The sequence below is a fragment of the Sphingomonas sp. Leaf230 genome, from assembly GCF_001421745.1.
Taxonomy (GTDB): domain Bacteria; phylum Pseudomonadota; class Alphaproteobacteria; order Sphingomonadales; family Sphingomonadaceae; genus Sphingomonas.
The window spans coordinates 25404-50853 of sequence record NZ_LMKW01000008.1; the positions used below are offsets into that span (position 1 = coordinate 25404).

The window sequence follows — 25450 nt, forward strand, 5'->3', positions numbered from 1 at the left end:
GCCAATAGGAGAATGACGATGGCCGACAAGGATACCCCCCAGGAAGTCGCAGCGAAGTTCATCGAGAAGCTGAAGTCGAGCCCGTTCGTGATGATCGGCCTTAACGACGGTGAGCATTCGGAGCCGATGACCGCGCAGATCGACGACGATCAGCCCAACGCGCTGTTCTTCTTCGCCGGTCGCGACAACCGTATCGCCAAGGGCGGCGCGGCGATGGCGCAGTTCGTCGGCAAGGGCCATGATTTCTTCGCCTGCATGGCCGGCGACGTCTCGACGTCGAACGACCGCACGCAGATCGACAAGCTCTGGAACAACCAGGTCGAGGCATGGTTTCCGGGCGGCAAGGAAGACCCCAACCTGACGCTGCTGCGCTTCGACATCGACAGCGCCGAGCTGTGGGAAACCGATATCTCGGTCGGCGGCCGCCTCAAGATGCTGTTCGGCGGCACGATCCGTTCGGACGAGTCGAGCAGCCACGCGGTGGTGAACTCGATCGCTTGAACCAAATTATGGGCGGCCTGTAAAAGGCCGCCCATTTCTCTTACCCGTTCGCGGTGATGAACTCTTCCACCACGGGCGCGATTTTGTCCCGCCAGCGCGAGCCGTTGAAGATGCCGTAATGCCCAGCACCTTCCGCCATGAGGTAACGCTTCTTATCCTCGGGTAGCGCAGTCGCCAGCGTCAGTGCCGCCTTGGTCTGCCCCAACCCCGAAATATCATCGCGCTCGCCCTCGACCGCGAGCAGACCCACGTCGGTGATCGCCGCCGGATCGACCAGACGACCACGATGCGTCATGATCCCCCGCGGCAGCGCATGGTTCTGGAACACGACGTCGATCGTCTGGAGATAGAATTCCGCGGTCATGTCGCAGACCGAGCGATATTCCTCGTAGAAATCCTGGCTTTGCGACGCGCTTTCGCCGTCGCCCTGGACGAGATGCTTATACATCTCCCAATGCGAGACCATGTGGTTACCGAGATTCATCGACATGAATCCGGCAAGCTGCAGGAAGCCGGGATATACCTTCCGCCCCGCACCCGGATAATTTCCCGGGACCGTCGCGATGACGTTCTGCTCGAACCACGCATGCGGCCGCTCAGTCGCCAGCGTGTTGACCGCAGTCGGCGCCTCGCGCGTATCAACGGGGCCGCCCATCATCGTCAGCGTCTTCGGACGACACGGGTTTTTGTCCGCGCTCATCAGCGCCACGGCGGCGTAACACGGCACCGACGGCTGGCAGACGGCGAGCATGTGCGTGCCCCCCTGCCCTTCGTTGGCGCCGATGGTCTCCAGATATTCGATCAGGTAATCGATATAGTCATCGAGATCGAACCGCCCCGCCGACACTGGCACGCTGCGCGCATCACGCCAGTCGGTGATGTAGACGTCCGCGAACGGCAGCATCCGCTCGACCGTCCCGCGCAGCAGCGTCGCGTAATGCCCCGACATCGGCGCGACGATCAGCAGCTTCGGTCCGCCCTCGATGCCCTCGCGGACAAAGCGCTTCAACTGCCCGAAGTCCTTCCGCAACACGATCTCCTCGCGCACCGCGACCTCGCGGCCGTCGATCGTCGTCGTGTCGAGCCCGAACGCCGGCTTGCCGCGCGTCGCATTCGCGTGTGCGAACACTTCGAGCGCCGATGCGACCACCGTGCCGCCGCCCAAATAGGCGAACGGGTTTGCCGGATTGTTGAGCATATCCGCGCCGAAGCTCGCCATCTTGCTGGCGCCGGCCATCATCGAACGCTGGAATTCATAGGCATCGTAGAGCATGCGGTATCCTCTCGCCTCATCGGGCTTTGCACGGTGGTAACGCAATTTTGCCGCAGTGCAACGCGCGATCGACCGCCGCTCCGTCTTGCGCGACCGGATCACCGCTCTCGGCGACGCCCGGTTCTCGTTGAGCGCCACCCCCGCCACTGCTAGGCACCGCGCATGGCCAAGCCGATACCCGAAGAGAAGACGTCCCGCCGGATCGGCGATCTCGCGATGGTGTGGCGTCACGCCTCACAATACCCTCGCCAAATCGCATTCGCGGGGCTCGCGCTGATGATGACCTCGGCCGCGACGATCGGCATCCCATACGGATTCAAGCGCGTCATCGACCGCGGCTTTGGCCCCGGCGCGGGCGGGTCGGTCGCCAACTCGTTCCACTATTTGCTGATGATCGTCGTCGTGCTCGCCCTCGCGACCGCGGTGCGCTTCTACTACGTGTCGTGGCTCGGAGAGCGCGTCGTCGCGGATATCCGCACCAACGTGCAACGCCATCTCCTCCGCCTGACACCGCGCTTCTTCGAGGAGAATCGCCCGTCGGAAATCGCCTCGCGCCTCACGTCGGATACGGCGCTGATCGAACAGGTCGTCGGCAGCACGGTGTCGATCGCGCTGCGCAACACGTTCACCGGCATCGGCGGGCTGATCTACCTGTTCGCGATCTCGCCGAAGCTAGCGGGCATGCTGATGATCGGCATCCCGCTGATCATCCTGCCGATCGCGCTGCTCGGCAAACGCGTCCGCAACTACTCGCGCACCTCGCAGGACCGCGTCGCCGATGTCGGCTCGATCGCCACCGAGACGCTCGGCGCGATGAAGGTCGTGCAGGCATTCGGGCAGGAAGACCGTGAGGCAGCGCGGTTCGCGGACGCGGTCGGCGCGACGTTTGCCGCGGCTCGCGCCCGTATCATGCTCCGCGCCGTGATGACGGCGATCGTAATCGGCCTCGTCTTCGGGTCGATCACATTAGTCCTGTGGGAAGGTGCGATCGACGTTGCCGCCGGCCGCATCAGCGGCGGCGCGATCGCCGCGTTCGTCCTGACCGGCGGCATCGTCGCAGGCGCGTTCGGTGCGTTGACCGAAGTATATGGCGACCTTTTGCGCGGTGCCGGTGCGGCCGGACGCCTGTCCGAACTCCTACGCGAAAAGCCCGAGATCGCCGCGCCTGCCAATCCGGTCGCCCTGCCCCAGCCGCCACGCGGCGCGCTCGCGTTCGAGGGGGTGCAGTTCCACTACCCGACGCGGCGCGATGTCGCCGCGCTCAACGGCTTCTCGCTCGACGTGAAGCCGGGCGAGACAGTCGCCGTCGTCGGCCCCTCCGGCGCAGGCAAGACGACCCTCTTCCAGCTGGTCCAGCGCTTCTACGACCCCGACGCCGGCCGCGTGACTCTCGACGGCATCGACCTCCGCGACGCCGATCCGGCGGAAGTCCGCGCGCGGATCGCGATGGTGCCGCAGGAAACGATCATCTTCGGCGCCTCGGCCCGCGACAACCTCCGCTACGGCGACTGGTCCGCGACCGACGACCAGCTCTGGGCCGCCGCCGAAGCCGCCAACGCCGCCGAGTTCCTGCGCAAGCTCCCCGAAGGCCTCGATACGTTCCTCGGCGAAGGCGGCGCACGGCTGTCGGGTGGCCAGCGCCAGCGCGTCACGATCGCCCGCGCGTTGCTTCGCGATGCGCCGATCCTGCTGCTCGACGAGGCCACCAGCGCGCTCGATGCCGAGAGCGAGCGGCTCGTGCAGGAGGCGCTCGAGCGGCTCATGGCGAACCGCACCACGCTGGTCATCGCGCACCGCCTCGCTACCGTGCGCGCGGCCGAGCGGATCATCGTGATGAGCGACGGTCAGATCGTGGAGGAAGGCTCGCACGCGTCGCTGATGACCAACAGCGGGCTCTACGCGCGGCTCGCCAGTCTGCAGTTCAACGAGGCCGCCTAGACCTTGTTGGGCTTGGGCTTTTTCGGTTTCGGCATCGGCAGTTCGGCGGTCGAGATGCGGACGAGTTCGGCCAGCCACTCCGCATCGTCCCAGCGATCCGCGTCGACCAGCAGGCACGGTTTCGCGCCCGGATAGGGCGGCGCTTCGTCGATCGCCCCAGCGAACGCGCGGCCACCCGGGGTTGGCTTCACGAACAGCTGGTCGTCGCAGATCAGCGCGACCATCCTACCGTCGCAATAGACGCCGTATTCGCCGAACATCGGCTTTGCGGAGACCTCCCCCGCCGCGGCGAGCTGATCGACGATGAACGCGACGGTCTTGCGATCGGAGGCCATCGGGTGATCCTCGCAGATCGGCGCGGCCTTGGCGAGCCATGCCGACGACGGCGTTTCGCTTGCGATGCCATGCCCGCGCGCGCAAACTCGACAAAACAGGAGATGGATATGCGCGATTTCGACATCGTCATCTACGGCGCGACCGGGTTCACGGGCCGACTCGTGGCGGAGTATCTCGTCCAGACCTACCCGACCGGCGTTCGCTGGGCGATGGCCGGGCGATCGCTCGCCAAACTGCAGGAGGTCCGCGACCTGATCGGTGCCCCCGCAGAAACCGCGCTGATCGCTGCCGACTCCGACGATCCCGCCAGCCTCCGCGCGATGGCCGAACGCGCCACCGTAGTTATCTCGACGGTCGGACCGTACCAGCTGTACGGCTCCAACCTCGTCGCCGCCTGCGCCGGGACCGGCACCGGCTATGTCGACCTGTGCGGCGAGCCAGCCTGGATGCGCCACATGATCGACGCGCATGAGGGCGAGGCGACGCGGACGGGCGCGCGGATCGTCTTCTCGTGTGGGTTCGACTCGATCCCGTTCGATCTCGGCGTGCTGACATTGCAGGATGCGGCGAAGGCCAAATACGGCATCCCAGCACCTCGCGTGAAGGGACGCGTGCGGAAAATGCAGGGGACGTTCTCGGGCGGAACCGCGGCGAGCCTAAAGGCGACGCTCGCCGCCGCCGCACGCGATCCCGGCATCGTCAAGCTGCTGACCAGCCCGTTCGCGCTGACCCCCGGCTTCCAGGGACCGCATCAGCCGACCGGGCTGCTCCCGGAGTACGACACGACCATATTGGCCTGGGTCGCGCCGTTCGTGATGGCGCCAATCAACACCAAGAACGTCCACCGCACCAATTTTCTGCTCGGCGAAACCTATGGTGCGGACTTCGTCTATGACGAGATGATGGTCGCGGGATTGGGCGATCTCGGCAAGGTCGCTGCCGAGGCGATCGCCAAGTTCAATCCATTCTCGGGCGACAAGGGGCCGAAACCCGGCGAAGGCCCGTCGAAGGAGGAGCGCGATGCCGGCCATTACGACCTGCTGTTCGCGGGTATCATGCCCGACGGCGAGCGGATCGACGCGGTCGTCACCGGCGACCGCGATCCCGGCTATGGCTCGACCAGCAAGATGATCGCCGAGGCGGCGCTGTGCCTCGTCCAGGACGTGGAGGGCGATGGCGGGATCTGGACGCCGGGTGCGCTGATGGGGGCGACGTTGCGCGAACGGCTAGTAGCGAAGGCGGGGCTGACCTTCACGGTCGGGTGATCAACCGCGAAAAAACCGCGTGGCGATCCAGGCGATCAGCACCGACACGATGATCGCGATCGGCACGGCGAGACGTCGGCGTCGCTCGACAGAAGCATAATGCGCGTCGAGATCGAAATAGAAGCGACCTGGCGCGGTTTCGCGGACGATGCCGTTGGCGCGAAGCCGATCGAACGTCGCCTGCTCCGAAACGTCACGAGGTAGGAAGGCGATCGCATCGTCGGGTCCGATCGCGTGGCGCGCCAGAAACAGCGCCGGGATGACTCCGCGTATCCGATGTGGCCGCAACGCCATCGGCATGCCGGATGGGCTCGGATTTACCGGCGAGAGTTTATTCGGCAAGCGTGAAGACCGTCGCCGCCGCCGCAACGCTTGCAGCCACGCCCGACACCCCGACGATCGCTGCTGCACGTAGTCGTACCGAAGCGCGAAATGCGCCGAGCTTTCGCGCATCGAGATGATAGCGCCCGGCCCCGTCGTCGACGATCGCGCCATAGACCCGAAGTTGGCGGAATATCCGCGCGTCCTTCGCGTCATAGCCGATCGCACGATCAGCCGACGTGGCCCGTGCCGCGACGAAATCCTTGACGATCCGTCGGCGCGATCGGCCTAGAATAAGTCCCCGCATACTCTTCCCCCCGCGCCGATCTCGCATAACGCGGAGGGTTTGCGCAAATCCTAACGTCGCTTGCCTTGGTGGCGGATGTTCGCCGGGCGACCACGCCGCTTGATCTCGCGCACCGGCTTGCGGCCGCCACGCGGAGGCTGGGCCGCGCCCTTCCCCTCGGGCATCTCGAAGCGCAAAGCGCCCGACACGGGGTTCGCCTCGGCGAGCCGCAACTCCAGCGTCTGGCCCTGCGCGAACATGTCGCCGCTATGCTCGCCGGTCAGCGTCCGCGCGCCCTCGTCGAAGCGGAAATATTCGCCGCCCAGATCACGCACCGGCATCAGGCCGTCGCCACCGATCCCCTCCACCGTCGCGAAGAAGCCGAAATTAGTAACGCCGGTGATTCGCACGTCCATCACCTGGCCGACACGCTCGGACAGGAACGCCGCGACGTAGCGGTCGGTGGTGTCACGCTCGGCCTCCATCGCGCGGCGTTCGAGCCGGCTGATGATTTCGCCGACTGACTCCATGTTGGCCGCATCGTCCGCCGGCAACCCGCCCTCGCCAAGGCCGTAAGCGGAGACCAACGAGCGGTGGACAAGCAGATCGGCATAGCGCCGGATCGGCGAGGTGAAGTGCGCGTAGCTGCCGAGGCTGAGGCCGAAATGCCCGTGATTGCCGGGCGCGTAATAGGCCTGGGTCTGGGTGCGAAGGATCTGCTCCATCACCTGCGGGCGGAAATCCGCATCGCCGATCCGCTCGATGATGTGGTTGAACGTCGCCGGGCGGACGACCTGCCCGAGCGCGAACGGCACGTCGAACGTCTCGAGATATTCCTTGAGCGCCGCCAGTTTCTCACGGATCGGCGGCTCGTGGATGCGGTACATGACCGGCGCCTTCTTCGCCTCCAGCGCCTTGGCTGCGGCGACGTTGGCGGCGATCATGTAATCCTCGATCAGCCGGTGCGCATCGAGCCGTTCGCGCGGCGACACCGACATGATCCGTCCCTGCTCGTCGAGCACCACGCGACGCTCCGGCAAATCGAGATCGAGCGGCGCCCGCGCATCCCGCGCCTTGGCCAGCGCATGCCAGCAGGCCCAGAGCGGCTGCAATACGCTCAGCATGTCGCCGCGGTCGTCCGCCACCGGCGATGCGGCGTCGATAATCGCCTGCGCCTCTTCATACGCCAGGTTCGCGGCGATCCGCACCACCGCGCGCGTAAAGCGCCACGACTTGAGCGAACCATCCTTGCCGATCCGCAGATGGCACGCGAGCGCTGCACGGTCCGCGCCTTCCTTCAGCGAGCACACCTCCGCGGAGAGAATCTCCGGCAGCATCGGCACGACGCGGTCGGGGAAATACACCGAGTTCCCGCGCCGCCGCGCCTCGCGATCGACCTCGGACTTCGGTCGGACATAGAAGCTGACGTCCGCGATCGCGACGATCGCCTTCCACCCGCCGGCATTCGACGGATCATCGTCCGCCTCAGCCCACACCGCGTCGTCATGATCGCGCGCATCCTCGGGATCGATCGCGACGATCGGCAGGTCGCGCAGATCCTCCCGGCCCTCCCCCAATGGCAGCTTCGAGACCCGCTCCGCTTCGTCGAGCGCCTCCTGCGAGAACACGTCCGGAATACCGAGCTTGTGGATCGCGATCAGCGAGAAACTACGTGCTGCGAACGGATCACCCAGCTTCTGTACGACACGGGCGGCGATCTTGGGCGGCTTGCCCGCAAGTTCCGCCAGCACGAGATCGCCCGGCGCCGCACCGCCCGCATCCGCCACGGCGAACTCACGCCGCTCGCGCTTGTCGACACCGGTTAGCCACAGCCGTCCGGCCTCCTCGCGCAACACGCCGAGCACCTGTTCGGATGCCGGCGCGAGCACCTTCATCGGATGGGCGATCCAGCCGTTTCCGGCCTCCTCGGTCCGCGCGAGGATTCGCTCGCCGACGCCGAGTGCACCGCGCTTCCGCTCGCGTACGCGCAACCGCGGCGGCGGCACGCCCTCTGCCTCCCAGCGCTCGGGCACCGCCCAGACGTTGCCGCCGTCGTCGACGTCCGCGATCCGCAGCACCGTCACCTTCGGAATGCCGCCCATCTTGTGGAACGCGCGGCCTGGAGCGCTGTCGATCAGCCCCTCGTCGGCCATGTCCTTCAACAGCGCTTTCAGCCCGATCTTGTCCTGCGCGCTGAGCCCGAAGCCCTTGGCGATCTCGCGTTTCCCCGCGGGCACGTCGGAAGTGGCGATGAAGTCGAGGATCTGCTCGCGCGTCGGAAGACCGGCTTTTGGTTTGTACATGGTACAGAGATAGTCGGTAGGCCCGCCATTACCAAACGGCTAAGCTACGGGCATGACGCAAAGTTACGACATCCTCATCGTCGGCGGCGGCATCAACGGCGCCGCGATCGCCCGCGAGGCGGCACTGAACGGCCTGTCGGTCCTGCTCGTCGAGAAGGGCGACCTCGCCGGCGCGACCTCGTCCGCCTCGACCAAGCTGATCCACGGCGGACTGCGCTATCTCGAATATTACGACTTCAAGCTGGTCGCCGAGGCGCTGCGGGAGCGCGAACGCCTGGTGAAGGCCGCGCCGCACATCATCCGCCCGATGCGTTTCGTCCTACCGCACGAGAATGCGGTACGGCCCTGGTGGATGGTCCGGCTCGGCCTGTACCTCTACGACTGGCTTGGCGGCCGCATGACGCTGAAACGATCGCGGGGCCTGCGCAGGAGCGACACCGCCTACACCGCGCCATTGAAGAACGGCGCGCGCGGCTTTGTCTATTCCGACGCGTTCGTCGATGACTCCCGCCTTACCGTGCTGAATGCGATGGACGCATACGCCAACGGCGCGGAGATCGCAGTCCGCACCGAACTCGTCACCGCCCGCCGCGACGGCGGAGTATGGCGCGCGACGCTGTCGGACGGCCGCGACGTCACCGCGCGCGCAGTCGTCAACGCTGCCGGCCCTTGGGTCGCCGAGTTGCTCGGCAGGCTTGGCATCAATGCCAGCGCCGGCGTCCGGCTGGTCAAGGGCAGCCACATCGTCATGCCCCGACTGTACGAAGGCGACCACGCCTATATCCTGCAACTTGCCGACCGCCGCATCGTCTTCGCGATCCCGTATCAGGGCCAGACCGAGATCGGCACGACCGACATTCCCGTCGACCGGCCCGAAGACGCGGTAATCGACGCGGGCGAGATCGCGTATCTCTGCGACGCCGCGAACCAGCACTTCACGCGTCAGATCACCCCTGCCGACGTCACCTCGACGTGGTCCGGCGTGCGCCCGCTCTACGACGACGGCGCCAGCGAAGCGAAGGCGGTCACGCGCGACTATGTCCTCGAACTCGACACGCTCGGCGATACGGGCGCGGCGCCTCTGCTGTCTGTGTTTGGTGGCAAGATCACGACGGCCCGCCATCTCGCCGAGGAAGCGCTCGCAAAGATCGCCCCCGCGCTGGGTACGACCGACCGCCAGATGACTCGCGACCGTGCTTTCCCCGGGGGCGCCATCCCACCTTTCGCGACCTATCTCGCGCAGGTCCGCGCGCGATGGCCGTTTCTCGGGGATGCCCGTAGCGAACGGATGGCGCACGCTTACGGGGCTTTGCTCGACGACATGCTCGCGGGTGTCACCGACACAGCCGGGCTCGGCTCCGACCTTGGCGGCGGCCTGACCGAGATCGAAGCGCGCTGGATGCACGATCGCGAATGGGCGAGGATACCCGAAGATGCATTAATGCGCCGCAGCAAGCTCGGACTGCGCCTCACCGAGGCGGAAACGGACGCGTTCGGTGCGTGGTGGAGCACGACATTCCTCTCGTAATCGTTGGGGCTTGCATGTTTTACGATTGAGCATATCCTCGACGCATATCTATCGAGGAGACCTCCAATGGCCACATACCCGGACCTCCAAGTCGATCCCGAGGATAAGAATCTCGTGATCCTGCAGAGCCTGATCTGCCTGTTGCGCGAAAAGAACATACTGTCGCGCGCCGATATCGAGGAGCTGTGCGACACGGTGAAGCGCCGCGCGAGCGATCATGCGAGCGATCCGCTTCCCTGCCAGATGAACGGCGCGCGTGCAGCCGCCACCGAAGTCGCGCAGATTGGCGATTACATCGGCCGCAAATACGGCGGAAAGCACCGCCGTCCGATCTAAACGTAGGCGTCCGAGCACGCGTTGGCGTAGTTAAGGATAGTCATCTTACGCGGCGTGATACGCGCGAGGTCGAGGAAATATCGTGGTGGACGCTTCTGTGACCTGGGGCTTTGGCTGGTCGTATAGAGCGACGCGGGAAGTTTATGGACGCCATGTTCGCCGCCCTCCACCATAGTTTCAGCAGGCCCGCATGATAGCAGCGGCTAATAAATAGCTGCTAGACGTCGTGTTTTACGGTTGTGCACATATTTTTCGAAGAGCAGTCGGTGCATTCACCATCATCGGTTTAGACCCGAGCGTCGGTCACCGACGTGGTCTTATGTCCGCGATAGCGAACCGCCGAAGTGTGGTCTTCGCGAACTCACCACGTGTCGTACCAAATGGCTGACTTACTCTTGGACGTATTCTTGCGGGAACTGATCGCTCAGGTTGCAGCTCCTCCGATATCCTACGTCGCGAGACGCGTAAGTAGCCGACCGGCTCGTCGGCAACCCAAGCCTCAGCGATGAGCAAAGCAGGCGGGCAATCGCGAGCGCGATTGCTGTGAGTCTTGCCTTCGCTTTACCACCTAGCGCGATCAGCTCGCGACGAAGCATGTCTCGCCGGCGACGCGCAACCGGCCACAGATATCCGCCGCCTGGTTTGCGCTGCCCGCGTTCACGCGTAGGCGATACAGGGTACGGCCACCGGCTGCGACTGGCTGGACCGACTTGCCGAGCGCGCCGACATACGCAAACCGCTTCGAGAAGTTCGCCCAGGCGGCGTTGGCGACCGCCTCGCTGGGATAGGCACCAAGCTGGACCAGCGACCCACCGGTAGCCGTGCCACCGCCATTGGGCTTCGAGGGTGCCAGGGGTGCCGCAGCGACCAGACGACCACCCGAGGCAGGAACCTGTGCGACCGCATTGCGACCCGCCACGTCATCGGGCTTGGCCGCCACCGCACGCTTGCCCGCGACCGGCGCCTCCGGCACGCCGCGCAAATCGATCGCGCCATTGCCCGACTTGCCCGCGCTGGTCGCGATCGCCGAGTCGCCCTCGCCCTTGACCTTCAGGCCGCCGGCGTCGTCTGGCTTGACCTTGTAGTCGCCCTCCTGAGCGGCGATCAGCTGGCCGTCGCCGGTGGGCGCGCGCTGTTGCAGCTTGTAGATGCCGAAGATGATCGCCGCGAGGATGGCTAGGCCGAGCACGACGAGCGCGATCACGCGGCCGATACCGACGGTTTCCTGTTCGTCCGGCTCGACGGTTTCGAGCCATGGGAGCCGGTCTTCCTCGCGCAGATCCATATCTTCGGCCATCACTTCATCTCCGAAACCGCTTCGACACCCATGATGGCGAGGCCGTTATGAATAATCTGCCCTATAGCGGACGCCAGGAAAAGCCGTGCCGCGGTCGCCTGTGGATCCTCGATTACCAGGAAACGACGGTCGGGCCGGTCGTTTCCGACATTCCATAGCGCGTGGAACGCTGCCGCCAAGTCATAGAGATAGAACGCAATTCTGTGTGGTTCGCGCGCGGTCGAGGCGATCTCGACGAGCCGCGGAAACTGCGCCGCGAGCTGTACGAGCGCCAGTTCGTCCGTATCAAGCCGGGACAAATCCGCAGAAATTGGCGTGATTCCCGCCTCTTCCGCGCGCCGATGCAGCGATGCGATACGAGCATGCGCGTACTGGACGTAGAAAACCGGGTTGTCCTTCGACGCCTCGACCACCTTCGCAAAGTCGAAATCCATCTGTGCATCGGACCGTCGCGTCAACATCGTGAAACGCACGACATCCTTGCCCACTTCGCGCACGACATCGGCCAGCGTGACGAAATTGCCCGACCGCTTCGACATCTTGACCGGCTCGCCGTTGCGCAACAGCCGGACCATCTGGACCAGCTTCACGTCGAATCGCGTCTTGCCGCCGGTCAGCGCCGCCACCGCTGCGACGATCCGCTTGACCGTGCCGCCGTGATCCGCGCCCCAGATGTCGATCAGCTGATCGGCGCTCTGGCTCTTCTGGAAATGATAGGCGAGATCGGCGCCAAAATAGGTCCACGACCCGTTCGACTTCTTGATCGGGCGATCCTGATCGTCGCCGAACTGCGACGAGCGGAACAGCGGCAACTCGACCGGCTCCCAATCGTCGGGGGTCTCGCCCTTCGGCGCTTCGAGCACGCCGTCATAGACGAGATCGCGCGAGCGCAGTTCCGCCTCTGCCGCTTCCGGCTTCTTGGCGGCCTGGAGTTCGGCTTCGGACGCGAACACCTCGTGCTCGATCCCGAGCAGCGCGAGATCGGCGCGGATCATCACCATCATCGCGGCGACCGCCTGCGTGCGGAAGATGACCAGCCATTCGCTCTCGGGCGCGCCGACGTAGCGGTCGCCGAATTCCTTTGCGAGCGACTGGCCGACGGGGACGAGATAGTCGCCAGGATACAGGCCCTCGGGGATCTCGATGGTCTCGCCGAGCGCCTCGCGGTAGCGAAGGTGGACCGAGCGCGCGAGCACGTCGACCTGGCCGCCGGCATCGTTGACGTAATATTCGCGGATCACCTTGTGGCCGGCGAACTCGAGCAGGCTGGCGAGCGCATCGCCGACCACCGCGCCGCGGCAATGCCCCATGTGCATCGGGCCGGTCGGGTTGGCCGAGACATACTCGATGTTGACCGTGATCCCGTCGCCCTGCTTTGACCGGCCATAGTCCGCGCCGGCCTCGGGGATGGCAGCCAGTTCGGCGCGCCAAGCGTCGTCGGTCAGCTTCAGGTTGATGAAGCCGGGGCCTGCTACGCTCGCCGAGGCGACGTCCTCGAGCTTCGACAGTTCGGCGACCAGTGCGTCGGCGAGCACGCGCGGATTGGTCTTGGCGGGCTTGGCGAGGACCATCGCGGCGTTGGTCGCGAGATCGCCGTGGCTGGTGTCGCGCGGCGGCTCAACCGTGACGTTCTTGCGATCGAGGCCGGCCGGCAGCGTGCCCGCCGCGGTCAGCGTGTCGAGCGCCGCATCAATATGCGCGGCGAAACGGGTGTATAGCGTCATGGCAGTCCCGGTACGTCAAGGAAACGCGCGCTCTAGACCATCGCGGCGCGACGCTCAATTTTAATCCCGTGGGAGGGATGTTCGTTAGCGCCCGCCCGGGTCCATCCGTTACATGAGGAGGCCATTGCCGTTCCCCCGCGGACGCGGGGGTCCAGCTAAACCACATCCACCGCCCGAGATCCTGGCCCCCCGCGTTCGCGAGGGAACAGAAGTGAATCAAGGCCAAATGCTTAGATAACGGAGATTAGAAAGTCATCCCCGTTCCCCCGCGGACGCGGGGGCCCAGCTAAACCATATCCACCGCCCGAGATCCTGGGCCCCCGCGTTCGCGAGGGAACAGAAGTATTTCGAGGCATATGCGTGGAAAACTGAGATCCCCGTCAGACCCGAACCAGTCCCTCGATCGCCGCCGTCTTCGTGCTCGCCGGGAACAATGCCGCCATCGCGCGCGCCGGCTCGACGCCGAAATGCGACGATACTGCGCCGCCGATGAACGCATCGAGCTGCATCGTCGGTTTCAGGTCGCGGGCCTCGTAGAGTGCGGCGGGGGCGAGGCCGGGCCAGTCGGATACTACGCGGCCGCCCTTTACGGCGCCGCCGAACAGCATCGCAGACGTGCCGGTGCCGTGATCGGTGCCGCCGGTGCCGTTGACCGCGACGGTTCGCCCGAACTCGGTCGCGACCAGGACCATGGTGTCCGCCCATAACGGCCCCAGCCCCGCCTGTAGCGAGGCGACCATCGCGTCGAGGCCCTTCAGCTGCGCGGTCAGTCGGCCGCGTTGGCCGGTGTGCGTGTCCCAGCCGCCGGTCTCGATCATCGCGATCCGGGCGCCGGTGTCGGGCTTGAGCAACCGCGCGGCGAGCGCGCCGGTCGCGGCCGCATTGCGCCCGCCGTCCTGCGCGAGATCGCTGGTGAGTTGCCGCGTCGCCATCGCTTCGCTCCACAGGCCGTGGAGTTGCTGGTCGCCGTCGTACAACATCGCGACGCGTTGCAGCAGGTCGTCGGACGCGTCCGGCAGGCTCGACGGCGCGTAGGATGCCACCTCGCGCCGCCCCCGCAAAGCCATCGGCATAGTCGCCGCGACCGCGATCGCGCGCGCCTCGTCCGCGGGCAGCACGCCGAGCAGCCGGTTGAGCCAGCCGTCGCGGACCTGGTACGCACTCGCGCCCCCAGTCTCGAGCACGTTCTGGCCATCGAAATGCGAGCGGTCACGGTAGGGCGATGCGATCGCATGCGCAAACAGCGCCTGGCCTTGCTTGTAGAGCCCGGCACTTGCGGTCATCGCGGGGTGGAGCGTGAACATGCCGTCGAGCTTGGTGCCCGTGGCAAAGTCCGCCGCGAGATCGCCGCGTACGCCCGCAAACGCCGGATCGCCGACCGCGCCGATCGTGCCGAGACCATCGGCGGCCCCGCGCTGGATGATGAACACGAACCTTTTGTCGGTCGCCGCACGCGCGAAGGCGATGCGCGGCGCAAAGGCCGACGCCAGCACGCCGAGCGTACCGGTCGAGAGGAAGGAACGACGGTCGAGCATGACTATCTCCGCAGCGATTCTGGAGCGACGAGCAACAGCGCGAGCGCCTGCGCAGGGCTTTCCGCGCGCGCGAGGCCCTGCGCGGTAGTGGGACTGACCGAGGCGGGGAACAGAGTCGGCGCCAACGCCCGCGCATCGACCGGCCCGGCGCGCGCCGCGAACCGCTCCGCCGCCTCGACACGTCGCATGATCGCATCGGGCCCGGCCCAGGCTGCGGCGACGTCGTCGTAGCCGATCGGCTGCCCGGGCTGCCAGATCGGCTGGCCGAGCTGGTTCATCATCCCCACCGTCACGCCGGGCTGGACCGTCGTCGTGCCGAGCGCGCGCTGGGTCGAGACATACCATTCCCAGGGCGACTTGAACTTCACCGGCCGGGTCACCCAAGCCTCGGGCGAGGCGACCAGCGCGCGATAGACCGTCGGCAGGTCGCCGCTCGATTTCAGGAACGCCGTCTTCAGCCGCGCGACCATCGCTGTTGGCGGCGTATCGCCGGCAAAATGCCGCGCGAGCTTGGTCGCGATGTGCGTCGCGGTCGCCGGGTGGACGGCAAGGTCGGAGAGCACCGCCTGTGCCTGCGCCTCCCCCGCCGCGGGATAAAGCTTACCCATCACGGTGCGGTCGCCGGGCTGGTGAACGTCGTCGAGGAACAGGAAGCTGCCCGCGCGAGAATCATCCTGGATGCGAGCGCCGGGACCGCGGCCGATGCCTGCGACCGTCCAGCCGGTCATCGCCCGTGCGAACTCGGTGACGTCGGCCTGGCTGTAGCCGCTGCGGACGCCGAGCGTGTGCAACTCCATGATCTCGCGCGCGAGGTTCTCGTTCAGCCCGGTGCGGCGCCTGGTCTTTCGAACGGCGAAAGGACTGTCCGGGCCGATCGACACCGCCTGGTCGAGATACAGCAGCATCGCCGGATGCCGCTCGACCGCGTTCAGCATGTCGGCGAAATTGCCGAGCACGTGCGGGCGGATCGCCTCGAATTCCATCGGGCCGGCGAGCGCCATCACTTCGAACTTCTCGGTCGAGACCGCGAAATGGTTGGCCCAGAAATGAACGAGGCGCTCTACGAACGGCGCGTCGCCGGTCAGCGCGGCCATCGTTCGCGCCGCGACCGCCGCGCCGTAATCGTTGCGACTCTGCTTGCCGATGAGTTGGCGTGCTTCCTGTCGCGCGGCGGCGCCGGGATCGATCGCGCCCGGCGCTATGGGGGCCTGCGCCATGCCGGCGGGCGCGACGGCTGGGGATACGGGCGCGGGACTCACCGCGGCGGGCATGGTGGGAGCGGAGATCGGGGGTTTTGCGTCCATGCCGATCGCAGCTTTCGGCGTGCGCGGTCCGAACTGCGCCCTGATCGCCTTTTCCTGCGCATAATAAGCGAGGAGGCCTGTCGAAATGCCGGCCGTCGCGGGCGCGCTGGCGATGACCGGTGGCCGCGGCTCGAACCGTTCGCATTGTGCCAGCACCCATTTCGCCGGATCGCCGGCGACGGTATCGCCCGGCCGGGCGCCGAGACCGAAACGATTGAGCGCGATACTGGAAGCAGACACGATGCTTCTCCTTCGCCGCCCGGTGTACGCGCAAAATGTCGTCGAAGTATGTCACGCGCCGCGCTGGTCGCAGCCGGGGGGCCGTTCGTCGTTGCACTGGATGCAATCGCCACGGATGGGTTTGCAATTGCAACTCATGCTGCACCGCAATATTTCCCTGACTCGAGAGTTGGGGGGGGACCTGATCCGGCTCGACGCACTTCGGGAGATACGATCATGCGCACGACCATCAAGATCATCGCAGCCGCCGCTGCCGCCCTCACCTCGACGATCGGCATGGCCGCCGACGCAAAGCAGAGCTTCGTCCATGAGGGCAGCACGTACGTCTATACCTCGACGCAGGACCATGGCCGCCAGGTCATCGACGGCCGTCGCTATCCGTCGGGCCAGAAGTTCCACCTTATCGTTCGCGGCGACCGCGTATCGGGTGTCTCGGCCGGCGTCCCGGTCGCGTTCAAGACCAACGAAGCCAATGGCGCGGCTGGCGGCATTGCTTCGGTTACGCGTTGAGCTAGTTAGCTTTTGAAAATTGCAGCGGCGGTCGGACCTCGGTCCGGCCGCCGTTTTGCGTTGTGAGGTAATCCTCCCCGCAAGGGGGAGGTGGCGCCGAAGGTGACGGAGGGGGAGGAAGCACAACGGCGGTTTCGCGTCCTCCCCCTCCGTCTGGCAAATGCCAGCCACCTCCCCCTGGCGGGGGAGGATCAGTCGCTCAGAATCCTTCGGGCAGATCGATCGGGCCGACCAGGTCGCGATAGCGCGATACAGCGTACCGGTCCGTCATCCCGGCGATGAAATCCGCGATGTGGCGGCTGCGATGGGGGTCTTCGGTCGGCAGCCGCTCGCGCCATTCCTCGGGGATCGTCAGCGGGTCGTCACGGTAGACCGCGAACAGGCCCGAGACGATCCCGTGCGCAGCATCTGCCGCCGCGAGTTGCCGCGGGTGGTGATAGAGATTGGCGTACATGAAGCGCTTCAGGTCGCGCTCCGCCTCGCGCATTTCGGGCGAGAAGCCGACCAGGCACTGGCCAGCATCGCGGACGTCGTCGACGCTGGTAACGCCGCTCGCCGCAATCCGCTGGCGCGTCTCGGCGATCAGGTCGTTGACCATCGTCCCGATCTGCGTGCGGACGAGCTCGCCGACCAGGCGCTTCGGGTCGATATCTGGGAAGCGCCGCCGCACGTCGTCCCAGCCGCGCGTGACCAGCGGTACGGCGAGCATCTGGTCGAGCGTCAGCAGCCCTGCGCGCAGGCCATCGTCGATGTCGTGATTGTCGTAGGCGATATCGTCGGCGATCGCCGCGACCTGCGCTTCGAGGCTCGAGAAACTGGTCAGAGCGAGTGGGTATTCCGCGTCCGCCGTCGCCAGCGCCCAGCCCGGATGCCGCACCGGGCCGTTATGCTTGGCGAGGCCTTCGAGCGTTTCCCATGTCAGGTTCAGCCCGTTCCACAACGGGTAAGGCCGCTCGATCGTCATCAACGTGCGCAGCGTGTGGCCGTTGTGATCGAAACCACCTTGCCCGGTCAGCGCCGCCGTCAGTGCATCCTCGCCGGCATGGCCGAACGGCGGATGGCCGATGTCGTGTGCAAGACAAAGCGCCTCGGTCAGGTCCTCGTTCAGTGCGAGCGTCCGCGCGATCGTCCGGCCGATCTGCGCCACTTCCAGGCTATGCGTCAGGCGAACGCGAAAATGATCGCCATCGGGCGCCATGAACACCTGCGTCTTGTGGCGCAGGCGACGGAAGCTGATCGAGTGGATGATCCGGTCGCGGTCGCGTTGGAAGGCGTCGCGAGGTCCACGGGTGGACCCGTTCTGTTCCTCGTGAAGCCGTCCTTTGCTGCGCGCCGGGTCCGATGCCCAGGGCGCGCGGTAACTCACTTCGACGGCAACTTCGTGATGATTTCGCCGGGATCGCTCGTGAAGGTGAACGTCGGGACGCCTTCCTTGGCAAGCTGATTGACGAAAGTCCGCGCCTCGGCATCGGTCTTGAACGGGCCGGCGAGCACGCGGTTGGTCGCCTTCCACGGCGCGGTCCAGCCGCCGCGGCTGCCGAACACGGTCGGCGCCTTGGTCTTCGCCTTCTTCCACGCCTTGGGCAAGTCGCCTTCGGTCGCGCCGGTCGACACCTGCACCCAGGTCCGCGCAGGATTGGCGCGGGCGATCCGCTTTTCCTCGGCCGCAGCCTTGTCGGCGGCGAGCTTCTCGGCGGCGGCGGCCTTCTTCTCGGCGAGCGCCTTCTTGTCGGTGATAACCTTCTTCGCGGCGGCTTTCTTGTCGAGCGCAGCCTTCTTGTCGGCGGCGAGCTTGTCCGCAACCAGCATCTTGGCAGCGACCGCCTTGGCCGCTGTGTCGCGTTCGGTCTTTGCCTTCGCCTTGGCGAGTACGCGCTCGGAATCATCTGGGACGGGGATGGCGGCGGGAGTCGCGACCTGCGCGGGATGCATCGGCGCGACGTCGAGCTCGGACGCGGGAATCGACAGGCCCGCGACGATCCGCGCGAGGATCGAGTCTTCGCTCGCTGCGACCGCGTGGGTGCGCGGCGACGATGTGCCGGCTACCGGTGCGGGCGTGGACGAACTGGTGAAGCCGGGCGTCGGCGTCTCGGCGCTGGCACTCTGCGGTGGGGCGACCTGCTGAACGGGCGCCTGCTGTATCGGAGTCGGTAGCGGCGAAACCGATGGCGCCGCGGCTGCGAGCGCATTCGCCGCACGGGTCGGATCGGTTCGCGCTTGTCCCACCGGAATGGCCGCCATCTGCGTGGCTACGCTCTGCGGAAGCGTACCCGTCGTCGATGGCGCCGGGAAGGTACGAGCGACAGATGATGGGCTCGGCTGGATAGTGGCCGAGACTACCGAGTTCGTTTCCGCAGCCGGGTTCGTACGAGCGCCCTGACCCGCCACGTTCGGTGCCGAATAGCTTCGTTGCGAAGGCTGAACAGGACGCGCCGGAAGCGGCTGGACCGTCTGCATCGGCGCTGCTGCGAGTTGGACGGGGGCGGCGTACGGAGTCCGAGCCGGAACCGTGGTGAGCGTACGCGGTGCGGTGGTCGTCGGCGGGACCGGTGCCGACGTCGTCACGGGTACTGGTGTTGACGACGGTCGCGTCACCGCTGCCATCTGGACACGGTCGCGGCTCGATCGGCGATCGCGCTTGTCCTTCTTGCCGGTTGTCGCAGCGACTGCGGGTTGCGGCGTTACGGCTGCCATCATTACCGGTGCGGTCGGATCTGCGGCTAGAATGCCCAAGGGTGGCGCCATCCGTGCATCCGCGAGGCGTGCTGGCGTCGCGTGGACTTCGCCGAAATGTACGGCGAAGGCGCGGTCGCTTGCCGGAAGGTTGGGCAGGCGCTGAAAGAAGGGTTGCAGGCCTTGCGCGGTGCCCGCGGGCATCATCGTGGTTGCAATCTTCTCCGCGCCGGCGACGTCGCCGTTCATCGCGAGTATGAACGCGCGGGATCGCCATGCGCCGCGATCGCTCTTGAGCAGGAGCGGATTGAGCTGCTGGACCGCGAGCTCGGGCTTGCCCGAGATGCCGAGCGACAGGGCATAGCGCCGCGTCGTCTCGTCGTCGGGGGCATCGCGAAGTGCCACGCGGTAGTCGCGCTGCGCCCGGTCCTGCTGGCCGATCAGGTCGTAGGCGAGACCGCGATCGGCGGCGAAGTTGCGCGGGTCGAGGCCGAGACCTTCCGCTTGCGCATAATAACGCAGCGCTTCGCCCGGACGCTCGGACCGGACGAGGATCGACGCCATCCCCGCCTTGGCGCGACCATCGCGCGGGTTCACCTTTTCGGCGCGCGCGAACAGCGCGGCGGCACCGCTGAGATCGCCGAGGCCCATCGAAAGATCGCCCGCCTTGATCAGCGCGTCGATGTTGCGCGGGTTGCTGGCGAGTTGGCGCATCACGTCGCCGAGCTTGTCCGCGTCGGTCGTGCCGGGGATCGCCTGGACGACGGCTTGCGCAGACGCGGCGGCTGGTACGGCCGCGAGCACGAGGGCCAGCGCGACGGTCAGGAGATGATGGGAGGACCGGGTCATGAGGATCATCTGTCTAGACGCCAGCCCGACCGAACCGGCAATGTCTCGCTCGCATGCGCGCGGCGAAGTGGGGCGGAGTGGCGACGAATGATGCGTTGGACGGCGTCGTGAGATCATGCGGCGTATCTGTCGACTTCCGAGCAGACTTCATACCAAACGCTCCGTCACCCCGGACTTGTTCCGGGGTCCACCGTGCCGCGCATCGCTAGTCGGTGAGTTTGCGGCACCGTGGATGCCGGAACGAGCCCGGCATGACGGAGGGTTTGAGATCATTCGCGAACAAAACTAGCTTGCCGCCCGCCTGCCCAACAAGAGAACGGCGCCCAGACTTACTGGTTGTTCTGACGATGCAGGAAGCGGGGGATGTCGAGCGGGTCCTGAGGAGCCGCCTCGCCGTCTTCCTTCGCAGCACCGCGTGCCGCGTTCGACATGCGCTCGAACAGCGTACCGCCGAGCTTCACGCGCGGTGCGGCCGGCACCGCCTCAGGGGCAGCCTCGGCACCCGGAGCGAGCCAGCGACGACGTGCACCACCTTCGTCAGCAGCCGGCGTCGGCACCGGAACAGCCGGCGCGATCGGTGCGCGAGCGGGCGGCACCGACGATGCCGAAGCCGGGCGCGCGATCGGACCGCGACCGTAAGGCTCGTCGCCATACGTGCGCGGCGCTTGAGCAGGCTGCGGTGCAGGAGCAACCGGCGCAGTCGCGGCCTGCGGCACGATCGTCTCGGTACCTAGCACGAGTTCGTCATTCGACTTGGACGACGACGGCTCGACTTCCGACGACGCGTTCAGGTCGAGCGGCTCTTCGTCGGCGGACGACGCGGCGGGCGCAGCCGACGACGCGGCAGGCTCGCTCGGACGGAACGAGGTGTTCTCGTCGGTCTTGCGCGATCCGAAGCTGAACGAGCGGGTCGGCTCGGGTGCGACTTCCGGCGGGCGCGCATCGGCGTCGATCCCGGTCGCGACGACCGAGACGCGGATCTTGCCCTCGAGCTCCTGGTTGAACGCCGAACCCCAGATGATGTTCGCGTCGGGATCGACCAGGTCGCGGATGTGATTCGCTGCTTCGTCGACTTCGAGCAGGCGCATGTCGTCGCCGCCGGTGATCGAGATGATGACTCCCTTCGCGCCGCGCATGCTGACGCCTTCGAGCAGCGGGTTCGAGATCGCCTTCTGCGCAGCTTCGAGCGCGCGGTTGTCGCCGCTCGCCTCGCCGGTGCCCATCATCGCCTTGCCCATCTCCTGCATCACCGAGCGGACGTCGGCGAAATCGAGGTTGATGAGGCCCGGCATCACCATCAGGTCGGTGATGCTGCGGACGCCCTGCTGGAGCACCTCGTCCGCCATGGTGAACGCTTCCTTGAAGGTCGTGTTCGCGTTGGCGATAAGGAACAGGTTCTGGTTCGGGATGACGATCAGCGTATCGACGTACTTCTGGAGCTCGTCGATGCCGCCCTCGGCCGACTTGGCGCGACGGTTGCCCTCGAACGCGAACGGCTTGGTCACGACGCCGACGGTCAGGATACCCATGTCGCGCGCCGCCTTGGCGATGACCGGCGCTGCGCCCGTACCCGTACCGCCGCCCATGCCGGCGGTGATGAAGCACATGTGCGCGCCTTCGAGCATCTTGGCGAGCTGGTCGATCGTCTCTTCGGCCGCCGCGCGACCGATCTCGGGACGCGAACCGGCGCCGAGACCCTGCGTGATCTTGGTGCCGAGCTGGATCCGCTGCGGTGCGGTCGACTGCTTCAACGCCTGCGCGTCGGTGTTGGCCACGAGGAAGTCGACGCCCTGGACGTCGGCCCGCATCATGTTGGCGATCGCGTTGCCGCCCGCGCCGCCGACGCCGATCACCGCGATGCGGGGGGCCAGATCGTCCACTTCGGGACTAAGGAATTCGATGCTCATCGCCGTTCTCCGCACAACCCGGTAGATACGCTACGGCCGGGCCCCTGATTAATCTGTGTGCACCAACGCCACGGCCTGTTCCAGCCGAAATAACGCCAGCGCCCTCGAAACTCTTAATAATTCGCGCGTGCCGCCTGAATCAACTTGCGCATCATGCCCATACCCTTTGGTCGATGCACCGTCGTCCGCTGCGGCGCGAGCCCGCGAAGGTCGATCGGGTTGGTCGCCGCGTAGAAGGCCAACCCCGCTAGCGTCGCGAAAGCCGGTCCGCCATGCGCTTCCGGCAGCGCGGTCAGACCACGCGGTCGACCGATCCGCACCGACCGCCCGAGCGCCTGTTGCGCATAGTCGGCGATGCCCTTCAGCTCGGCACCACCACCGGTCAGCACGACCTGACGCCCGACCGGCCCCTCGAACTTCAGTTTGGTGAGCGCGTTGCGCACCTCACCCATCTGATGCTCGAGCCGCTGGCGGATCACGCCGATCAGCTGCGCCTTGGTGATCTGAGCCCCCTCGCCCGCGCCATCCTCGGCGGAGATCGGCATGACCGGGATCATGTCGTGATTATCGCGAGGGCTCGCATTGGCCGAGCCGTGGAAGCACTTCATCCGCTCGGCGTTCTGGCGCCGCGTCCCGAACGCGCTGGCGATATCATCCGTAATGTCCTGCGCGCCGATCGGGATCGAGGTCAGCCCGACCAGCATGCCCCCTGCGAACAGCGACACGTTGGTGATCCCCGCCCCCATCTCAACCAGCGCGACGCCAAGCTCGCGCTCCTCGTCGCTGAGGCACGCGAGCCCGGTGGCGACCGGCGAGGCGATGATCGACTTCACCTCGAGATGCGCGGACCGGACGCAGAGATCGAGATTACGCACCGGCGAACCGTCCGCGGCAACGACATGAATATGCACGCCGAGCCGATCCGCGTGCAGACCGAGCGGCGTCTTCACGCCCGTCAGCCCATCGAGCGTATAAAGCGCCGGTTGCGCGTGCAGCACCATGCGCCCCTGCGGATCGATCGAGTTGCGCCCGGCGGCAAGCAACGCGTCGATATCCTGCTGCTCGACGCGGTGGCCACCTAGTTCGAACTCGACTTCGGCGACGTCGGACACGAGCCCGCCGGCCGAGAACCCGACCCAGACGTTCTCGATGTTGATCCCCGCGATCCGCTCGGCCTGCTCGACCGCCTCGCGCACCGCAGCTTCGGTCGTCGCCATGTCGGCGATATAGCCGCGCTTGACGCCGCGGCTCTCGCGCTGGCCGGTGCCGAGCACGATCAGCTCGCCCCCGTCCCCCTTCTGCGCGATCATCGCCGAAACCTTCGACGACCCGATATCGAGCGCCGTGATCAGCCCTTCCGGTGCCACCTTCGCCATGTCATCCCTCCCCGCCCGTTACGTTCGCGCCCGCCGTTTGCGACGGAGTATTCGTAGTTTCGCCCGTTGCTGGCGCGCTGGCCCCCGCGCTGGCAGGTGCCGGCACGTCGACGCTGTGCGCCAGGCTTGCGCCCGGCTTGCGCGCGACCAGCTTGGTCGGATCGCGCATGTCGAACCGGATCCAGCCGCGCCCCAGCAGCGGCCTTGCCCCATCCAGTTCGGCGAACTTCACCAGCGCACGAGGCGCCCCGTCTTCGGGGAGCGCCAACGTCTCGCCGCTCTCGAACGTCAGGTCCCAGCGTCGATTGCCGACCCAGGTCGCTGCCTTCACGCGCGGCTTCAGCGCGGGCGCGGCGGCGAGCAGCGTCTGGTACGACGCCTCCTGCCGATCCGCGCCCGGCCCGATCACCAGTGGCAGATTCGGGATCGCATCCGGCTGCACCGGCTCCAGCAAAACGCCCGACGAATCGATCAGCGTAAGTTGCCCATTGTCCTGCCACACCGCGGCGGGGGTCCGCTCGACGATATCGACCAGCATCGTGTTGGGCAGCCGCCGCGAGACGTGCGCGTCCGCGATCCAGCCATAGCGCAGCAGTTTCTGCCGCACCGCCTCCAGGTCGACCGACAGCATCGACGTCTGGTTCTGCTTGTCCTCCAGCGCGACCGCATAGACCGACATCCGGTCCATCCGCTTGAGGCCCGTGACCTCGATCTGCTCGACCTTGAACCCCGCGCGCCCGGCACCCTCGGCCACCGCCGCGCCGATCATGCCGGGGATGCCGACCCACGTCGCCGCCGCGATCGCGACCGCACCACCCGCGCCGAGGATCGACCACGTCGCGATCTTGCGCAGCGTGTCCTCGCTGACCGGGAGCATCCCGACCAGCCGGTCCATCACCGACACTTTCTTGACCGCGACCTTCCGCCGCGGGGCGGGCCGCTTGGGCGGCGGACCGCGCTTGATCGTGCGGCTCATGGAGAAGGGTGATCCGCGATCGCCTCGTCGACGATCGCCTGGACCAGCTCGGCATAGCTCATGCCGATGTGCCGCGCCTGTTCGGGGACGAGGCTTAAGGGAGTCATCCCCGGCTGCGTGTTCACCTCGAGCAGGAACAGCCCGTCGACGCCGCGCTCGTCATCCCAGCGGAAGTCCGACCGCGACGCGCCCTTGCAGCCGAGCAAGCGGTGCGCTTCGAGCGCGAGGCTCTTGCAGGCATCGGTGATCTCGTCGGGAATCTCCGCCGGGCAGACGTGCACCGTCATCCCATCGGTGTATTTCGCGTCGTAATCGTACCAGCCGCTCTTGGGCTTCAACTCGGTCACGCCGAGCGCTTTGCCGCCGAGCACCGCCGTCGTCAGCTCGCGCCCACGGATATACGGCTCGGCAAGCAGTTCCTCGAATTCGCCCCACGGGCCCACGCTATCGCGCGCGATCGGATTTCCGTAATTGCCGGAGTCGGTGACGATCGCAACGCCGACCGACGAACCCTCGTTGACCGGCTTCAGCACATACGGCCGCGCCATGGGATCGCCCTCGAACAGATCCGCCGACTTGACGATCCGCCCGCCCGGCATCGGCACGCCCGCGGGAACGAGCAGCAGCTTGGTCAGCACCTTGTCGATCGCGATCACCGAGGTCGCGAGGCCAGAATGCGTGTAGCGCAGGCCCATCAGGTCGAGCAGTCCCTGCACCGAGCCATCCTCGCCAGGCGTCCCATGCAGCGCATTGAACACGAGGTCAGGCTCGGCCTCGGCGAGCTTGGCGGCAACATCCCGCCCCATATCGATCCGCGTAACCCGGTGCCCAAGCGACTCCAGCGCGTCCGCACAGCCATTACCCGACATCAGCGAAACCTCACGCTCCGCCGACCAGCCGCCCATGAGCACCGCGATGTGAAGTGGACCCGTCATGCCTCCCCTCCCGCATGCGGGAGGGGACCGAGGGGTG

21 protein-coding genes are annotated in these 25450 nt (G+C 66.5%); 6 read left to right on the plus strand and 15 right to left on the minus strand.

Translation table 11 applies throughout. From position 1 onward, the window contains the following. The first annotated feature begins 18 nt into the window (after positions 1-18). Positions 19-501, plus strand: a complete 483-nt coding sequence (locus tag ASE82_RS05800) for a pyridoxamine 5'-phosphate oxidase family protein (protein ID WP_056060169.1) — start codon at positions 19-21, stop codon at positions 499-501. A gap of 40 nt (positions 502-541) precedes the next feature. Here the strand turns inward: ASE82_RS05800 and ASE82_RS05805 are convergent, their stop codons facing one another. After that, positions 542-1774, minus strand: coding sequence for a polyhydroxyalkanoate depolymerase (locus tag ASE82_RS05805; protein ID WP_056060172.1), 1233 nt, complete (start codon positions 1772-1774; stop codon positions 542-544). Positions 1775-1936: 162 nt separating this feature from the next. Here ASE82_RS05805 and ASE82_RS05810 point away from each other — a divergent pair, with 162 nt between their 5' ends. Further along, entirely contained in the window at positions 1937-3712 is a 1776-nt protein-coding gene (locus ASE82_RS05810) for an ABC transporter transmembrane domain-containing protein (protein ID WP_056060175.1), read from the plus strand. Here the strand turns inward: ASE82_RS05810 and ASE82_RS05815 are convergent. After that, a complete protein-coding gene (locus ASE82_RS05815; RefSeq protein WP_056060177.1) occupies positions 3709-4047 on the minus strand; it encodes a TfoX/Sxy family protein in 339 nt (112 codons plus the stop codon). The genes ASE82_RS05810 and ASE82_RS05815 overlap by 4 nt on opposite strands. 108 nt (positions 4048-4155) lie before the next feature. Between ASE82_RS05815 and ASE82_RS05820 the strand changes: the two genes are divergently transcribed. Further along, positions 4156-5313 carry a saccharopine dehydrogenase family protein gene (locus tag ASE82_RS05820; protein WP_056060180.1) on the plus strand — a complete coding sequence of 386 codons (1158 nt, stop codon included), beginning with the start codon at positions 4156-4158 and terminating at the stop codon, positions 5311-5313. Here ASE82_RS05820 and ASE82_RS05825 read toward each other — a convergent pair whose 3' ends face one another. The 3 genes from ASE82_RS05825 to ASE82_RS05835 are packed head-to-tail and all read right to left on the minus strand — an operon-like array spanning position 5314 to position 8223. Beyond that, positions 5314-5601: a hypothetical protein gene (locus ASE82_RS05825; protein WP_162236701.1), complete on the minus strand. Its 288-nt coding sequence runs from the start codon at positions 5599-5601 to the stop codon at positions 5314-5316. It abuts the gene before it with no gap. Positions 5602-5644: 43 nt separating this feature from the next. Continuing rightward, positions 5645-5941, minus strand: coding sequence for a hypothetical protein (locus tag ASE82_RS05830; RefSeq protein ID WP_056060187.1), 297 nt, complete (start codon positions 5939-5941; stop codon positions 5645-5647). A 50-nt stretch (positions 5942-5991) separates the two neighbouring features. Further along, positions 5992-8223: a ribonuclease R family protein gene (locus ASE82_RS05835; protein WP_056060189.1), complete on the minus strand. Its 2232-nt coding sequence runs from the start codon at positions 8221-8223 to the stop codon at positions 5992-5994. 52 nt (positions 8224-8275) lie between these two features. Between ASE82_RS05835 and glpD the strand changes: the two genes are divergently transcribed. After that, the gene (gene glpD / locus ASE82_RS05840; protein WP_056060192.1) at positions 8276-9751 is read left to right on the plus strand and encodes a glycerol-3-phosphate dehydrogenase; all 1476 of its coding nucleotides are present in this window, start codon (positions 8276-8278) and stop codon (positions 9749-9751) included. Positions 9752-9817: 66 nt separating this feature from the next. After that, complete coding sequence (locus ASE82_RS05845; protein WP_056060195.1) at positions 9818-10087, plus strand: hypothetical protein; 270 nt, start codon at positions 9818-9820, stop codon at positions 10085-10087. Between the two features lie 577 nt (positions 10088-10664). Here ASE82_RS05845 and ASE82_RS05850 read toward each other — a convergent pair. The 4 genes from ASE82_RS05850 to ASE82_RS05865 form a co-directional block, all read right to left on the minus strand. Beyond that, a complete protein-coding gene (locus tag ASE82_RS05850) occupies positions 10665-11384 on the minus strand; it encodes an SPOR domain-containing protein (protein WP_056060198.1) in 720 nt (239 codons plus the stop codon). Continuing rightward, the gene (gene argS / locus ASE82_RS05855) at positions 11384-13108 is read right to left on the minus strand and encodes an arginine--tRNA ligase (protein WP_056060202.1); all 1725 of its coding nucleotides are present in this window, start codon (positions 13106-13108) and stop codon (positions 11384-11386) included. Before argS ends, ASE82_RS05850 begins: the two co-directional genes overlap by 1 nt. A gap of 380 nt (positions 13109-13488) precedes the next feature. Next, on the minus strand, positions 13489-14643 hold the full coding sequence (locus ASE82_RS05860; protein ID WP_056060205.1) for a DUF1501 domain-containing protein: 1155 nt from the start codon (positions 14641-14643) through the stop codon (positions 13489-13491). A 2-nt stretch (positions 14644-14645) separates the two neighbouring features. Beyond that, positions 14646-16187, minus strand: coding sequence for a DUF1800 domain-containing protein (locus tag ASE82_RS05865; protein ID WP_056060208.1), 1542 nt, complete (start codon positions 16185-16187; stop codon positions 14646-14648). A 216-nt stretch (positions 16188-16403) separates the two neighbouring features. On the opposite strand from ASE82_RS05865, the gene ASE82_RS05870 reads away from it, so the two are divergent. After that, the gene (locus tag ASE82_RS05870; RefSeq protein ID WP_056060211.1) at positions 16404-16697 is read left to right on the plus strand and encodes a hypothetical protein; all 294 of its coding nucleotides are present in this window, start codon (positions 16404-16406) and stop codon (positions 16695-16697) included. A 199-nt stretch (positions 16698-16896) separates the two neighbouring features. On the opposite strand, the gene ASE82_RS05875 is transcribed toward ASE82_RS05870, so the two are convergent. The 6 genes from ASE82_RS05875 to ASE82_RS05900 all read right to left on the minus strand — a co-directional run bounded on the left by ASE82_RS05875 (position 16897) and on the right by ASE82_RS05900 (position 25413). Continuing rightward, positions 16897-18063, minus strand: a complete 1167-nt coding sequence (locus ASE82_RS05875; RefSeq protein WP_056060213.1) for a deoxyguanosinetriphosphate triphosphohydrolase — start codon at positions 18061-18063, stop codon at positions 16897-16899. Then, the gene (locus ASE82_RS20025) at positions 18060-20228 is read right to left on the minus strand and encodes a tetratricopeptide repeat protein (protein WP_162236703.1); all 2169 of its coding nucleotides are present in this window, start codon (positions 20226-20228) and stop codon (positions 18060-18062) included. The genes ASE82_RS05875 and ASE82_RS20025 overlap by 4 nt, the downstream gene beginning before the upstream one ends. A 320-nt stretch (positions 20229-20548) precedes the next feature. Then, positions 20549-22126, minus strand: a complete 1578-nt coding sequence (gene ftsZ / locus ASE82_RS05885) for a cell division protein FtsZ (RefSeq protein ID WP_056060217.1) — start codon at positions 22124-22126, stop codon at positions 20549-20551. Between the two features lie 113 nt (positions 22127-22239). After that, a complete protein-coding gene (gene ftsA, locus ASE82_RS05890; RefSeq protein WP_056051322.1) occupies positions 22240-23502 on the minus strand; it encodes a cell division protein FtsA in 1263 nt (420 codons plus the stop codon). 1 nt (position 23503) lies between these two features. Next, positions 23504-24478 (minus strand): cell division protein FtsQ/DivIB, encoded by a 975-nt coding sequence (locus tag ASE82_RS05895; protein WP_056060220.1) that lies wholly within the window; start codon positions 24476-24478, stop codon positions 23504-23506. Next, positions 24475-25413, minus strand: coding sequence for a D-alanine--D-alanine ligase (locus tag ASE82_RS05900; protein ID WP_056060222.1), 939 nt, complete (start codon positions 25411-25413; stop codon positions 24475-24477). The genes ASE82_RS05895 and ASE82_RS05900 overlap by 4 nt, the downstream gene beginning before the upstream one ends. Positions 25414-25450: the final 37 nt, after the last annotated feature.